General features: G+C 31.9%; 12 protein-coding genes. All 12 read right to left on the minus strand.

Translation table 11 applies throughout. The features are described 5' to 3' along the window. Positions 1-295: 295 nt before the first annotated feature. Positions 296-1,192, minus strand: a complete 897-nt coding sequence (locus C7381_RS08310; protein WP_116480602.1) for a hypothetical protein — start codon at positions 1,190-1,192, stop codon at positions 296-298. Then, positions 1,170-1,889, minus strand: coding sequence for a hypothetical protein (locus C7381_RS08315; RefSeq protein WP_116480603.1), 720 nt, complete (start codon positions 1,887-1,889; stop codon positions 1,170-1,172). Before C7381_RS08315 ends, C7381_RS08310 begins: the two co-directional genes overlap by 23 nt. Continuing rightward, entirely contained in the window at positions 1,889-3,583 is a 1,695-nt protein-coding gene (gene argS / locus C7381_RS08320; protein ID WP_116480604.1) for an arginine--tRNA ligase, read from the minus strand. The genes C7381_RS08315 and argS overlap by 1 nt, the downstream gene beginning before the upstream one ends. A 9-nt stretch (positions 3,584-3,592) precedes the next feature. After that, on the minus strand, positions 3,593-5,941 hold the full coding sequence (locus C7381_RS08325; protein WP_116480605.1) for an endonuclease MutS2: 2,349 nt from the start codon (positions 5,939-5,941) through the stop codon (positions 3,593-3,595). Beyond that, a complete protein-coding gene (locus C7381_RS08330; RefSeq protein ID WP_116480606.1) occupies positions 5,938-8,166 on the minus strand; it encodes a U32 family peptidase in 2,229 nt (742 codons plus the stop codon). Before C7381_RS08330 ends, C7381_RS08325 begins: the two co-directional genes overlap by 4 nt. A 17-nt stretch (positions 8,167-8,183) precedes the next feature. Continuing rightward, positions 8,184-8,621, minus strand: coding sequence for a cell division protein ZapA (locus C7381_RS08335; protein ID WP_165803646.1), 438 nt, complete (start codon positions 8,619-8,621; stop codon positions 8,184-8,186). Positions 8,622-8,630: 9 nt separating this feature from the next. Next, on the minus strand, positions 8,631-10,973 hold the full coding sequence (gene pheT / locus C7381_RS08340; protein WP_116480608.1) for a phenylalanine--tRNA ligase subunit beta: 2,343 nt from the start codon (positions 10,971-10,973) through the stop codon (positions 8,631-8,633). 9 nt (positions 10,974-10,982) lie between these two features. Next, positions 10,983-12,005, minus strand: a complete 1,023-nt coding sequence (gene pheS / locus C7381_RS08345; RefSeq protein ID WP_034545739.1) for a phenylalanine--tRNA ligase subunit alpha — start codon at positions 12,003-12,005, stop codon at positions 10,983-10,985. 2 nt (positions 12,006-12,007) lie between these two features. Further along, positions 12,008-12,745 (minus strand): TrmH family RNA methyltransferase, encoded by a 738-nt coding sequence (locus tag C7381_RS08350; protein WP_116480609.1) that lies wholly within the window; start codon positions 12,743-12,745, stop codon positions 12,008-12,010. Then, complete coding sequence (locus tag C7381_RS08355) at positions 12,742-13,383, minus strand: potassium channel family protein (RefSeq protein ID WP_034545742.1); 642 nt, start codon at positions 13,381-13,383, stop codon at positions 12,742-12,744. Before C7381_RS08355 ends, C7381_RS08350 begins: the two co-directional genes overlap by 4 nt. A gap of 8 nt (positions 13,384-13,391) precedes the next feature. After that, entirely contained in the window at positions 13,392-14,729 is a 1,338-nt protein-coding gene (locus C7381_RS08360) for a TrkH family potassium uptake protein (protein ID WP_034545744.1), read from the minus strand. A 278-nt stretch (positions 14,730-15,007) separates the two neighbouring features. After that, positions 15,008-15,088: a hypothetical protein gene (locus tag C7381_RS08900; RefSeq protein WP_425433148.1), complete on the minus strand. Its 81-nt coding sequence runs from the start codon at positions 15,086-15,088 to the stop codon at positions 15,008-15,010. Positions 15,089-15,098: the final 10 nt, after the last annotated feature.

Raw genomic sequence — 15,098 nt, forward strand, 5'->3', positions numbered from 1 at the left:
GAAAGTTTGAGCCAAGCTCTTTATTATTTGCTTTTTTTAGTGGTTTTTGCTTCCACTTTTGAATTAACTTTGTAGTTAGATTCTTGTCTACTTTTTACATTATTTCATTTTTTAGGTTCTTCGCTCTCTCGAGCTGACAATAGTTATTATATCATATCGATTTAACCTTGTCAACACTTTTTTAATGTTTTTTTATAATTTTTTTAAAAACTTTTTAAAGTGCTTTTTGTCTCTCCAGACAACTTTTATATCTTAGCATAAATAAAAAAGCTTGTCAAGTGTTTTTATGCTTTTTTTAAATTAATTTTTTTATTTCTTCAAGTTCCATATCGATACCGTAAATTTCTTCGAATCTATCAATTTCTTTTATAATTTGTTCATTCTCTCCCATATTATATAGAGCATTGATTTTCAGTTTTGTTCTATCTATAGATTCAGGTAACTTGTCGATAATCTCAATTGCCTCTTCATACTTATTGTAACTTAATAGGTATGCCGCTCTTTCCATCTCAGACTTATCAAAAATTGTTTTATATGCATTATCGATTACGTCTTTTACTTCTTCCCAATCATCACTATTTTTATTTGACTCTTCAAGCCCCTTTGTGTATAAGAGCCTGGCCCGCAATGTATCTCCATCCGCTTCATAGCTTTTGCCTAGATAATAGATGTATTTTCCATCTTTGGTTTTTTCATATAGATAACTTAAGTGTTTTCTATATTCCTTTAGAATCTCATCCACATTTTCAATTTCATAATTTTCTAATATGAATCTCTCACTTATACTTAAAAGTCTCAAGTTTTCACATATTATTTCTTCATCTGCATCAATTTCATGAAGCATTTTATTAAGTCCGTTTAAATAAAAATAGTTCGCTAACGGATCTATTTCTTTTTTATATTCTATATGATTGATAAAATTTTTTGATTTTTTTAAACAGCTTTCCAAAAACTCCAATAGACTTTTTGTTGTTTTTTCATATGATAGAAGACCTATTCCAAACACTACATCACTCATAGATATATTTATACTTTGTGATTCTTTGTCTTTTACTAATGTTGGAATATATACCGGAACAACTGTGTTCTTATCGATAAAGTCAAATGCTTCGTCATTTGTTCTAAGTTCTATAAATACTATTTCTTCAAAAAATTTATTATATTCTTCTTTAATTTGTTTTATAGTATTCATTCATAAACTTCCTTTTTCTTTTGTTGCTATTTGCAAGTAAATAGTAAAGTTTTCCTCTAAAAATCAAATATAGAGGAGGCACAATATACATTAAAACTTTTAACACTATATTCATTCCTATAGTTTTCGAGGAAAAAATTGTTTCTACATATAGCATCATCAAATATGGAATATTTAATATAAGCCACGGAAACCAGTTTTCCTTCATAAAATCTATAGTTCTTCTAAAAGCTGAAACTCCGCCTATATTTTCAACATATGTTGTTTCAAAAATCGGCGAGAATATAATGTTCTCAGTGATAAATAACGCTAAAGTCGAGTAGTGCAAGATTTCACTGTTAAGATTTATAAGGTTGTATACGAAAAGATTCACAACGAATTTTACTATATAAATAATAAAATATGTGTTCATAATATTATAGAAGTAGTTTCCAAAATTATATGAAAAATTCCTGTATGAAATCTTGTCCGTTAAAGTCAAATCATTAAGCGCTCTTGCATATACACTTTTTTCCAAAACCAATACTATATATGCGAGAAATCCTCCAAACATCGATAAAATTCCAAGACTCGAATTTATAAGAGAAAACAGTAGACTCAGTGCAATATAAGCAGGAATAAAAGTCCAACCGCCGCTCATAACGGTTTTTGTTGTATCAATAAAGGCTCTTTTTGCAACTATAACGGTGTCCTTCATTACATCTTCTCCACAGTTTCTATTCCTAGGAGTGAAAGTTGTGATTTAATTACAGTTTTAATTAAATATGCAATTCCTATTCTGTGCTTTGTTAGCTCAATGTCGTCACTTATTATTTGATTGTTGTAATAGTATCTGTTGAAATCCTTTACAACATCCATCAATTTTCTAGAAATTAAATACGGCTCATACTTTTCAAACGCATCTTTTATAACATCCGGAATTTGATATATTTTTTTGAAAAGTTGAAGTTCCTGTTCGTTCATTAACTCTTCTTTTAAGTCTGAAATCTTAGGTGTTATTCCTGACTTTTCTATTACGCTGTTAGCTCTTGCATATGTGTATTGAACATATGGTCCGGTTTCTCCTTCAAATGATAGAGTCTTATCCCAATTGAAAACATAGTCTTTGATTCTTTGATTGTATAATTCTTGAAACTTGATTGCTCCGATGCCGACTTTTGATGCGATTTCTTCTTTATTTTCAAGTTCTGGATTTCTTTCTTTTATAATTTCAAGAGTCTTTTCTTCAGCTTTATTTAAAACATCTTCAAGATATAAAACCTTTCCTTTTCTTGTAGAAAGAGCTCCATCTTCAACACTAACCATTCCAAAGCCTACATGAACGCAATCCTTTGCCCATTCATATCCCATCAATTCCAAAGTTTTGAACAATTGTTTGAAATGAAGATTTTGCTCGGTTGCAACAACATAAATATTTTTATAAAAATCATACGTTTTCTTTCTATATTCTGCTGCTGCAATATCTCTTGTTGCATATGTTGATGTCCCATTTGATTTTGTAATTATTAACGGTGTAAGATTATATTTTTCCAAATCAATAATTTCACATCCGTCCGACTCTGTTAAAAGATTTTTTTCTGCAAGTTCTTTTACGACATCCCCAATTTTATCCTGATAGAAAGCTTCACCATTATACGAATCGAATTTTATTTTTAACCTATCATAAACTTTATTGAATTCACATAAGCTTAAATCTCTCATCCATTTCCAAATTTTTTGAGCTTCTGCGTCTTCTTCTTCCAACTTTTTAAACCAATAGTGGGCTTCTTCGCGTTTTTCCGGATCTTCTTCGATTTCTTTATTCATTCTTACATATAATTTCAGAAATTCATCAATCGGATTTTTTTCAATTTCTTCCTTGTTACCCCATTTTTTATATGCAGCAATAAGCATCCCAAATTGTGTACCATAGTCACCTAAATGGTTTACTCCTACAGCATTATATCCAAGCCTGTTCGCAATTCTATAAATGGCATTTCCAATAAGCGTACTTCTTATATGACCTATATGAAAAGGTTTTGCAATATTTGTTGAACTGTAGTCAATGACAACGTTCCTGTTTTGACCTATATCGCTTTTACCGAATTCTTCTTTTTCGATTTCAACTTTTTCTTTAAGCGATTGTAAAAGAGAGGCCTTTGAAATGAAAAAATTTAAATATGGTCCAACTGCTTCAACTTTTTCAAAATATGGTTTTACGTCCAGTTTTGATTGCAATTCTTGAGATATCATTTGTGGTGCTTTTCTTAAAGTTTTTGCAAAAGCAAAACATGGAAGAGCAAAGTCCCCAAGTGTCGAATCCGATGGAATTTCAATAAGTCTATCTAATTCAGTCTCCGGTAAATCTATCTCTTTTTGTAAAATTTTAATTAATTTTTCTTTGTAATTCATAAATCCTCCTTATTTTAAATTAACAACCGTAACTCCAGTGTCTCCTTCTCCGACTTTTCCAAGCCTAAAACTTTCAACATGAGAGTTTTTCTTCAATAGTTCTTCCGTAGCTTTTCTTAGAATACCTGTGCCTTTCCCATGAACTATAGTTATCTCTTTTAATCCTGCAATAAAAGCATCGTCAATATATTTATCGAGTTTATCATAAAGTTCTTCCGAATCGACTCCGCGGAGATCGATTTCCGGCTTGATATATTTCGACTTTTCAATTCTATATTTCTTTCTCTCAATATTTTTTTGGGTTGCATTTTCTGTAAGTTCGATATCATTAATATTTGAATTAACCTTCAAAATTCCAACTTGAACTTGCAAATCGCCATTTTCATTTGGCAAAGTTATAATCTCACCTATCTGATCAAGAGAAACAATACGTACACTTTGGCCTGGAATCAATTCGTCTTTTTTAACTTTTTTTACTCTCTTTTTAGTTTTATCCTCAGATAACTTATTAATATTTTCTCTAAGCTTGTCCCTCGTTTCCTGAATTTTTCTAGCACTTGATTTGTCAATGTTGTTTATAATTTTATTTGCATCCTTAATGATATCTTCATAATCAGCTTTTGCCTTATCATAAATTTCTTTTGATTCTTTCCTGGCTTTTTCATAGAGCTTGTCAGCTTTTTCTTTTTCTTTATTGTAATACTCATCAGCTCTTTTTCTGATTTTTTCTGCATCGCTTAATAATGCTTCATGCTCTTCTTTATAACCCGAAATTTTCTCACGTGTAGCTTCAATCTCTTCAAGAACTGATTCAAATTGCAACGTTGTGTCATCTACAAAAGATTTTGCTTTATTTATATATAAGTCATCAAGTCCTAGTTTTTTAGAGATTTCAAAAGCATTACTTTTCCCTGGTATGCCAAGAACCAATTTATAGGTCGGCCTTAAAGATTCAATATTAAATTGCATGCTACCATTTAAAACATGTGGCGTATTTAGAGCATAAACTTTTAATTCTGCATAGTGTGTTGATGCTACCAACTTTATTTTATTTTCTTTTAATATGTCAATTATACTCATTGCAAGAGCAGCACCTTCAGTCGGGTCAGTGCCCGCACCTAATTCATCAAATAAATATAAAGCTTCATCAGGTTCTTGTTTAAGTATGTCAACGATATTAATCATATGAGAAGAGAAAGTTGACAATGATTGCTCAATTGACTGTTCATCCCCTATATCCGTAAAGATCTCTTTGAAAATCGGAATTGTTGAACTTTCATCTGCCGGTATCATACATCCGGACTGTGCAAGAAGAGATATTATTCCAACAGTTTTTATTATAACTGTTTTTCCACCTGTATTAGGTCCCGTGATGATTAAAGCCTTCGTACCTGAATCAATGTCCACATCAGTTTTTACAACTTTTTCACTGTCTATAAGAGGATGAAAAACATTCCTTAGTTTTATATTAAAATCATCATTAAATATTGGATTAGAATAACCATTCTCCTTTCCAAATTTTGCCTTTGCAAAAATGAAGTCAAGTTCCGCCAAAATTTCAATATTATATTTTAAAAATTCGGACTCAGCACCTACCTTCTTTGATAAATCCTTTATAATTCTAAGTTTTTCTTCATTTATTTCATTCTCAACAACTCTTATTTCGTTGTTCATGTTGACTATTTTTTGAGGCTCAATAAAATATGTGCCGCCACTTCCTGAAACGTCGTGAACAATACCTTTTACAAAGTTCTTATATTCCCTTTTTACAGGTATTACATATCTTCCCTCCCTGAGAGTGACAATTGCATCCTGTAAATATTTAGAATTTACACTTGACGTTACAAACTCCTTGAGCTTGGCATTTATATCGTCGTTTAAAGATGTTTTTTTTCTTATAAGTGACTTCAACTTCTTCGATCCATTGTCAGAAAGAGTTTCTCTATCATAAATTGCCTGATCAAGTTCTTTAAACAATGCCTCATTCGTATATAGAATGTCAACCATTTCAGTTATGGAGTTATTCAAATCTGCATCTTTATAGAAATTTTTTATCTCACCTGAAAGTTCAATCAAATTCTTACAATCATATAGAGTAGAAATTGATAGTATTCCACCTATCATCGCTTTATGAATTTCCCCTCTAATATCTTCAAGCGTTGAAAATTCAGGATATCCAAATTCTCCTCCGACCTCCAATGCATCACTTAGCTTTTTATGAGCATATTTAATTTTCAAAATAGAGGTAGACGGCTTTAAATTTAAAACTCTTTCTTTACCGATTCTTGAACCAGCATATTCCTGTATTAAATTTAAAACTTTATCAAATTCTAAAATCTTCAAAGTTTTCTCTCTCATCTTGCAACCCCTCTGTTGTAGTGTCCTGTAGTATAGGAAAAATCTACATTTTCAATAGACCCTTTAAGAAAATCTATTATTTGATTGTAGTTTTCATCATAAGTAATTTCTATTATATCAGCATCTATCCTGTCTATTGTTCTTGCCATAAACATTGGTTTGCTATTATATATATAATATTTCCCACGAATGTACTTTACCGGAAACCTTTCGTTCTTTGCATCTTCAATCTTAACATTTTTACCTCTATTAATTTCATCTATCACATCTTTGCCAATTGTTTTTGTAATCATAGACACTGTATTCATATAATATGGCAATCTTAAAATTGTATCGCTAAATGCGGAATCGATTTCAGTTGTTGTCATCTCCCTTGACGGAATAAATTCTTTTATTCCTTTTGATTTATAAAAATCTACAGCATATGTGTTTGCCACATTAAGAGAACTCCCCACAACTATATCACAATCCAAATCCATAAGTGCAAAATTATTCACTATAACTTTTTTTACCGACAATTGTTTTATTAAATCTTTTATTTCTAAAACTTCTTTCTTAGTAAGAATTGATGGTGTGACAAGACATGGTTCAAAATCTTTATCTCTATATAAATTAAAAAGTTTTTCTAAATTTGGATTATCAAAATCTAATCTTATTTCAAAAACATCTTTTAAAACACACTCAGACACAGCGGAATCTACTAAAAGAGAGATTTTAGGCTCTCTCTTTTTATTCTTTTTAAAAGTTTTTTTAATGTCTATGAATTTAAATTCTGCTTGATTTTCTTCAAGTATTTTCGAAACCCCTTCTCTTCTCATTTCATTTAAAATAGATTTAGGAACAAAGATATCTCTATCTCCAAAAAATTCAAATTTATCAAGATAAAAAAATGTATCTCCAATTCTATCTAGTTGTTTTTTAATTATACCTCTACTGTCAGGACATGAATTTGACTTTTCTACGATAAAATCTGACGCAACCTCAACACTTCTATTCTGATAAGCGATTTTTAGTTTCAGCGGTTCTCCAATTTTTGAGTATACAGACATATCAATTGGAAGTTTCCTCATTTCTGATATATTCTTATTCTTATCATAAATCTTTGAAGAATAATTTCGATACACATTTTCTCCAATTAAGAGTGCTTTATTAATCTCTAAAATTGTGCCATCTTGCAAGAAACGCGTTATTTTTTCACCATCCGACTTTCCATTTTTATCAATAAAAGTAATTCCATCGTCTTTGTATAAAGGGCTATCTAATTTTATATATGACTTATTGTTCTTCGAATCAATAACCTTGCCAATAATAGAACCAATATGTTTTGGAGAAACAGAATTAATCATGGATTGTTTATCCTCATCCAATATAAATCCTTTTGTAAAACCTCTACTGAACGCATATGCAAGTTCTTTTTCTTGAGAAACTGTAGTCATTTCTCCATGAAGCTTTTTATAATAAAAATTTGTAACCGTCGCCACATATTCTTTGTTTTTCATTCGCCCTTCAATTTTCAAGCTGTCAACATATTTTGCTATATCTTCAATATTTGACGATGTATTTAAATCTTTCATTGAAAGATAAAAACCGTTTTTACCGATAGGCTTATCATCTAAAATTAAATTATATCGTTTTCTACAAGGTTGAGCACAATCTCCGCGATTTGCGGACCTCTCTCCTATTGTAGAACTAAAATAGCATTCGCCCGAATAGCAAACGCAAAGTGCGCCATGAACAAATGCTTCAATATCAACTTTCAGTTCTTCTTTTATATTAGAAATTTCATCTATTGACATTTCTCTTGCTACGACAACTCTATCAAAACCAAAATCTTTAAGATTTTTTACAGCATAAAAATTATCCGCCGTCATTTGAGTGGACGCGTGAAGTTCAACACCTTTAGAATAATTTTTTAATACAGAAAAAAGTCCGATATCTTGAACAATTATTCCATCAGGATTGCAAGAAAAAATTTCAGGCAAAATAGAGATCAAGTTCTCAATCTCCTCATTGAATAGCATTGTATTCAAAGTTATATAAACTTTTTTACCAATCAAATGAGCATATGAAACGATCTCTCTTAATTCGCCAATATCTAAATTTTTTGCATTCTTCCTCGCACTATATGATTTTAATCCGGTATATACTGCATCTGCACCACAGTTTATGGCGGCATAAAATTCTTCTATGCCGCCTGCCGGACTTAAAATTTCTGTCTTATTCAATATCCATCATCTTTCTTTTACTTTGTTTCTGTACTGTCTTTCTCCGAACTTTCACTAGAATTTCCACCATAAGTCTTTTCGAGTGAAAGTTTCAGCTTAACAATTTCATTATCTTTTCTTCTTACTTCATCCTCGAGTTTATTATTTTTCTTAGAAAGTTCATTAACGGCTAATTCTGCCTTTTTTAATCTTTCATGAAGTTCTTTATAACTTTTCGAAAGCTGCTCGTTCTCAGTCAATGCATGTGACTTTGCTTTTTGCTCCGATACATAATCATCTGCAACATTCATAAGACAAAGTGCACATGCATCAGCATAATCTAAACGTTGGTTCTTCAAAACCAATTCTCTGATTTTGCCATTTACATAGCCGCATAAATGGTCGATATATCTTTCGTCATACTCGCTATTTACTGTGTATTTTCTACCATAGATTTCAACCTTTGTCTTTTTCAAAATATCACCTTACCTTAATTCGGCTCCAAATTCTTTTTTTACAGCTTCTATTGCCTCTTCCATCAATGACTTTATTTCACTGTCTTTTAAAGTTCTATCTTCGGCACCTATAACAAGTCCGACTGTTATAGATTTTTTATTTCTTAAGAGTTCATCTTTATACACATCGTAATAATATACGCTTCTTAAAATAGGAGAATTTAAATTTAAAATTGTTTCCTTAATATCTCCATACAAAACTTTGTCTTCAACAACAAAAGAGATTTCTTTTCTAACTTCCTGGAATTTACTCTTCGGTACGTAAATAAATGATTTCTTTATATATTTGAGTAATTTATCCACAGAGAGTTCCGCAACATAAACTTCTTTTAAATCAAAATTTGCCGCTACATTAGGGTGAACTTGACCGAAATTACCAATAGATTCTTCACCTATAAATACTTCAGCACTTCTACCCGGATGATAAAATTCACTTGAACTCCTTACAAATTTGTAATCTGAAATTCCACACGAATCTAAAATTTGCACAACGGTATTTCTTAAATCGTAGAAATCTCCAAATCCCATATGCAAGATATTTAAATTCGTCAACTGATCATATTCACCGCTTTCTCCTTTTCTGAAAACGTGACCAACTTCAAAGATCTTTAAAGTGCCGTTTGATCTCTTAAAATTCTTTTCAGCTACTTCGAGGAAGTGAGCATTCATTGTCGGTCTCATAACCGAGAATTCTTCACCAAGCGGATTTAAAATTTTTATAAATGAATCTTCGTCTTTGTAGTCAATTTTTGATAAGAGTTTTGGACCTATAAATGAATATGTCAGTGTTTCGAAATATGAACTGTACTTCAGTTGCTTCCTTATTTTATTTGTAAATGACTTTAATTCCGATTCATATCCAACAGTTAGTTCTGTTTTAATAGGAACTGATTCTACATTTTTGTAGCAGTAAAGTCTTCCAATTTCCTCTATGATGTCTGCTTCAATATTTAAGTCCGGTCTAAATCCAGGAATTTCAGAAACAATCAAACCATTTTCAAACCTGGAGTTAACCTTCAAGCGATTCAATTTTTTAATTGCAAAGTCAACATCTATTTCTTTTCCAATGAGACTATTAATCCTTTGAGGTCTAGTCTTTATGACTTTTTCTTCTTTTTTGCCTTTAACTACTTCTGAAAATTCAAATTCTTCGAAGCCTAAAGTTTTTAAAAGATATAATGCCCTTAAAATCGCAGTTCTTGCCATCGTCGGGTCGAGTTTCTTTTGGAACCTTGTTCTCGCTTCGCTATTTATATCAAGACGTTTACCGGTCTTTCTTATTTGAATATGGTCAAAGTTTGCCCCTTCCAAAACTATATTTTTTGTTTCGGATGTGACTTTTGAATTATCAAGTCCCATAATACCGGCCAATGCAACCGGCTCATCTTTTGATGTTATAAGAATATCTCCTTCTTCAGTCTTTACCTCTTTTCCATCCAAAAGAACAATAGATTCATCTTTTTTAGCTTCTCTGACTTTTATATTTTTATCATTTAATTTATCTAAATCAAAAGCATGCATAGGTATTCCAGTTTCGAGCATAACATAATTAGTAATATCAATAATATTATTAATAGGTCTTACACCGGATTCCATCAGTCTCGTTCTAATCCAAACAGGACTTTCCTTAATTTCAACATTTTTAACAACAGCTAATTCATATGCGCCGACCTTTTCTGTTTCAACTGACGCATCAATTTCCGACTTAGGTAAATCTCCATTAAAAAGCTCCATCTCTTTAAAATCAGAATCAAATGTTGCCGCACTTTCAAGGGCAAGTCCAAAAACACTTAAGCAGTCAGGTCTGTTAGGTGTTATTTCAAATTCAACGATACCATCAAGATTAATAGCTTCAGTTAAATCAATTCCAAGCTTTGTGTCGCTTGGTAAAATCAAAATGCCTTGTTGATCTTCCTTTGATATGAAATCTTTCGTGAATCCAATCTCTTCGTACGAAACAAACATACCATTACTGATAATTCCCCTAAAATCATGAGGTTCTATTTTTGTTCCGTCAGCTAGAATAGAACCCGGAGTTGCAACTCCAACAATGTCGCCTTCATTCATATTTTTTGCCGCTGTAACTATAACATCTTTTCTATCACCGAAATCAACATCACAAACGGATAGTTTATCAGCATTTTCGTGCTTTTTAACCGACAAAATTTTTGCCGTCTTAACGCCTTTTACGCGACCTTTGAATTCAATAACACTTTCAGCATGTGTACCTGTTTCAGAAAGCATAGCTGCAATCTTTGTGGGATTTTCATCTACTTTTATATAATCTTTTAGCCAATTTAACGATAGTAACATAACTTCCTCCTAAAATTGTTCCAAAAACTTTTTGTCATTATCAAAAAGCAAACGCAGATTATTAACACCATGCTTAACCATAGTAAGTCTGTCTATTCCCATTCCGAAAGCAAATCCTTGATATACTTCAGGATCGATTCCACAATTTCTTAGAACATTCGGATGTACCATTCCGCATCCTAACAGTTCCATGCTCCAGCCTGTATGATTACAACTGTCGCAACCAACGCCATGACATTTTGTACATGTAACATCAACTTCCAAACTTGGTTCAGTAAACGGGAAGTAATGTGGTCTGTATCTGGTGTCTAATTTTTCTCCGAAAAGTGCAATCAAAACAGTATCGATTGTACTTTTAAGATTTGCAACACTTATGTCTTTGTCAACCACAAGACCTTCAATTTGGTGAAACATCGGACTATGTGTGTCATCTACTTCGTCATTTCTAAACGTTCTTCCTGCAGATATCATCTTAATCGGTGCACCATACTTTTTCATAGCTCTAATTTGAACGGGAGATGTTTGAGACCTTAAAAGATGTACCGGGTCAAAATAAAACGTATCCGTCATATCTCTTGAAGGGTGATCAGCTGGAGTATTTAACAAATTGAAATTGTTTTCAACAGTTTCAATTTCAGGTCCATCCAAAACCTTAAATCCCATATCTAAAAATAACTCTTCGAGCTGTCTGATTGTTTCCTTTAACGGATGAAGATGTCCTACTTCAACATCCTTCATTGGAATTGTTATATCCAAGTATTCATTACTTATTCTTTTGTTTATTGCTTCTTGCTTCAACCTTTCTCCAAATGAATTTATAGTATCATTCAAATTGTCTCTAATTTCATTTGCGAGTTTCCCCATTTTAGGGCGCTCTTCAGCACTTAGGCTTCCCATGTTTTTAAGTATCGTAGTCAGATATCCTTTTTTGCCAAGATACTTTACCCTAAGTTCTTCTAATACTTCAAGACTTGAAACCTTATCAATTTCTTTTGAAAGATCAGACCTTAACTTTTCTAATTCTTCTAACATCCTTATTCCTCCGTCATTATATAAATTGAAATTCCGGCTGCAATCGCAACATTTAAACTTTCTGTCTTCCCTTTCATCGGAATTTTAACTCTTTTAAAACTTTCTCTAAAAACTTCTTCACTGATTCCATTTGCCTCGTTACCAAGTGCCAAAATTGTTTTAAATTTAAACTTTGCAATCTTTTCACCATTAGGCGAGGTAGAAATCAGTTTATATCCTCTTTCTATTAAACTCCTTAAATCATCAAGCTCAATTGAGGTTACATTCACCCTAAATATAGAGCCCATTGTTGACCTTAATACCTTTTCATTATAAACATTAACGCAATTGTTTACAGTTAATATGTTCTTTATCCCAAAAGCATCAGCTGTACGAATAATAGTGCCCAAATTTCCGGGATCCTGCAAAAAATCAAGCAGTAAAACTAACTCATCGTTAATTTCTTTTATATTGATTTTACTTGGTTTTTTTACAACAAATATTATATCTTTACCCGTTTTGGTCTTTGAAAGCGATCGTAGAATATCATCTTTTACAGTTGTGTATAACTGATTGTATCTACTTCTAAACTCATTTTCTGCACTTTCTGACACATAAACATCAACTATTTCAACATTTTCTCGAATTGCTTCTTCAAAAATTGTAAACCCTTCAAGTGCATATAACGAATTGTCGGAGCACTTTTGATCTATTATCTTATTAAGTTCTTTTAATTTCTTGTTTTGCTTTGATGTGATCATTTTATATTTTCTATATCAGACGACTTACCAATAACAATAAGCGTGTCACCTGCAGAAATTTTACTATCCGCATGCGGAACAGCATTAACTTCGCTTCCCTTTTTTATAGCTACAATTGAAATGTGGTATTTTTGCCTCAAATCCAATTCTTTAAGTTTTTTATCAACCCATGCTGAAAGTGGCACCATTTCTACAATTGTTATATCGTTTCCAAGAGGGATAAAGTCAACTATTCCTCTATTATCAAGAAGATGGGCAAGTCTTATTGCTGTTTCTTTTTCAGGAAATATAATTCTATCAGCACCGACTCTTTTTAAAACCCTTGCGTGAAGATCACTCGAAGCCTTTGCTATAACAAGCGGAACTCCTGCTTCCTTAGCAATCATTGTAGACATAATTGCAGCTTGAGGTTCAACAGCTGTTGCTATAATAACGCAGTCAAAATTTCCAATTCCCACTTCACTAAGTGCACCTTCCGTAAGAACATCAGCCTCAATTGCATACGTTGCAATATCGCTCAACTGCATAAGAGCTTGTTTGCTTTTATCAATAACCATAACCTCATGACCCATTTGAATTAATTCTTTAGAAACATTCAAACCAAATCTGCCTAATCCTATAACACAAAACGAACTCATAATTCCTCCTAACCTACAATTACATCATCTTGGGCAAGCCTAATTGATTTATGTTTTTGCTTTATGTTTATTGTATACAAAAGTGTAAGGGGACCTAATCTTCCCACATACATTATAAAACATAAAATCAATTTTCCTACAACATGCAAATGATCTGAAACACCAACACCTAAGCCAACCGTTCCAAATGCACTTGTAACCTCAAATAGAACATCAATAAATCTTATATTCGGTTGCAACACTGTTATTGTAAATGATGCGATCAAAACCAAAAGAAGTGCAACTGTAAAAATTGCAAGTGCCTTTTTTATTATATTGTTTTCTATCCGCCTATCAAATATTTCTGTATCATCGCTACCTTTAACAACACTTATAACAGATGCAACTATGACAGCTATTGTCGTTGTCTTTACTCCGCCACCGGTTCCTCCAGGACTTGCCCCTATAAACATCAAAATTATTGTTACCAAAAGTGTTGAGTCTTTTACTAGAGAATAGTTCACCGATTGAAAACCTGCAGTTCTTGGAACTACAGCTTGAAACCATGTAGCATTTATTTTCCCAAACCAGCTTAAATTCTTTATTGTCGCGCCATTATTAAACTCGAGCAATATGAATAAAACAAATCCTATAAATAGCAAAACTCCGGTAGATTGTAATACAAGTTTTGTATGAAGTGAGAACTTTTTGAATTTTCTTATTTCATAAACTTCTCTTAAAACTGAAAATCCTATTCCCCCAAGAATAACAAGAAATGACAATGTATAAATTACAATAGGAGCTTCATTGTATCCAATCAACGAATTTCCTAAAATATCGAATCCTGCATTGCAAAATGCAGAAATAGAGTGAAATATTGAATATATTATTCCGTTTCTAATTCCAAACTTTGGTACGAAATATAGTGATAATAAAATCGCACCCGCTACTTCTATAATAACTGTATATTTTATAACTCTATTTGAAAGTCTTACTATTCCACTTCTTTGATTTGAGTTGAACTGTTCTTTGATTATGAGTCTTTCTCTTAAAGAAACCCTTTTACCGGAAAAGATAAAAAAAGATGTTGCAACAGTCATGAAGCCGATGCCACCAACTTGTATTAGCATCAGAATGACAGCCTTTCCAAATGCCGTCCAATGAGATGCCGTATTTTGAACTATAAGTCCAGTTACGCACACAGCCGAAGTGCTAGTGAAAAAAGCATCTAAAACAATATTTGATGACTTCTCTCTCATAGAAATCGGGAGCGAAAGAAGTATAGTTCCAATCAATATTAACATTAAAAATCCAAGAGCCAAAGTTTTTGGTGGACTGCTAAGCAATTTTTTTATTTTGAATTTCATTTTAACTCCTTACATATAATATTATTATACACTTATTAGGCCTAAAACTTCAAGTCTTTTACTTGTTTTGATGTATTTTATTTTATTTAGTATAAAATAAAAAGGCTCTTTGTCAACAATGGGGGAGGCTTGCATAAAAACAAGCCTCTCTTTCATTTAAAAATACACATTATCAGTAAAACATAACTACTAAAAATAACTCTGTTCAATTTCTCGGATTTTTTGCATGGCAAACAAAACCCCTAGGGGTTTTCGCCGCCGCTGTTACATATTCTTTTCTATTTACACATCAAAAATATTCTATTCCTAAAACTATCGAAGTTTCTAAAGCCGTAGCTTATTCTTTTTAATGTTTTTATTTTTGTATGC

It is taken from the genome of Ezakiella coagulans (assembly GCF_003096635.1).
In the GTDB taxonomy this organism is placed as follows: domain Bacteria; phylum Bacillota; class Clostridia; order Tissierellales; family Peptoniphilaceae; genus Ezakiella; species Ezakiella coagulans.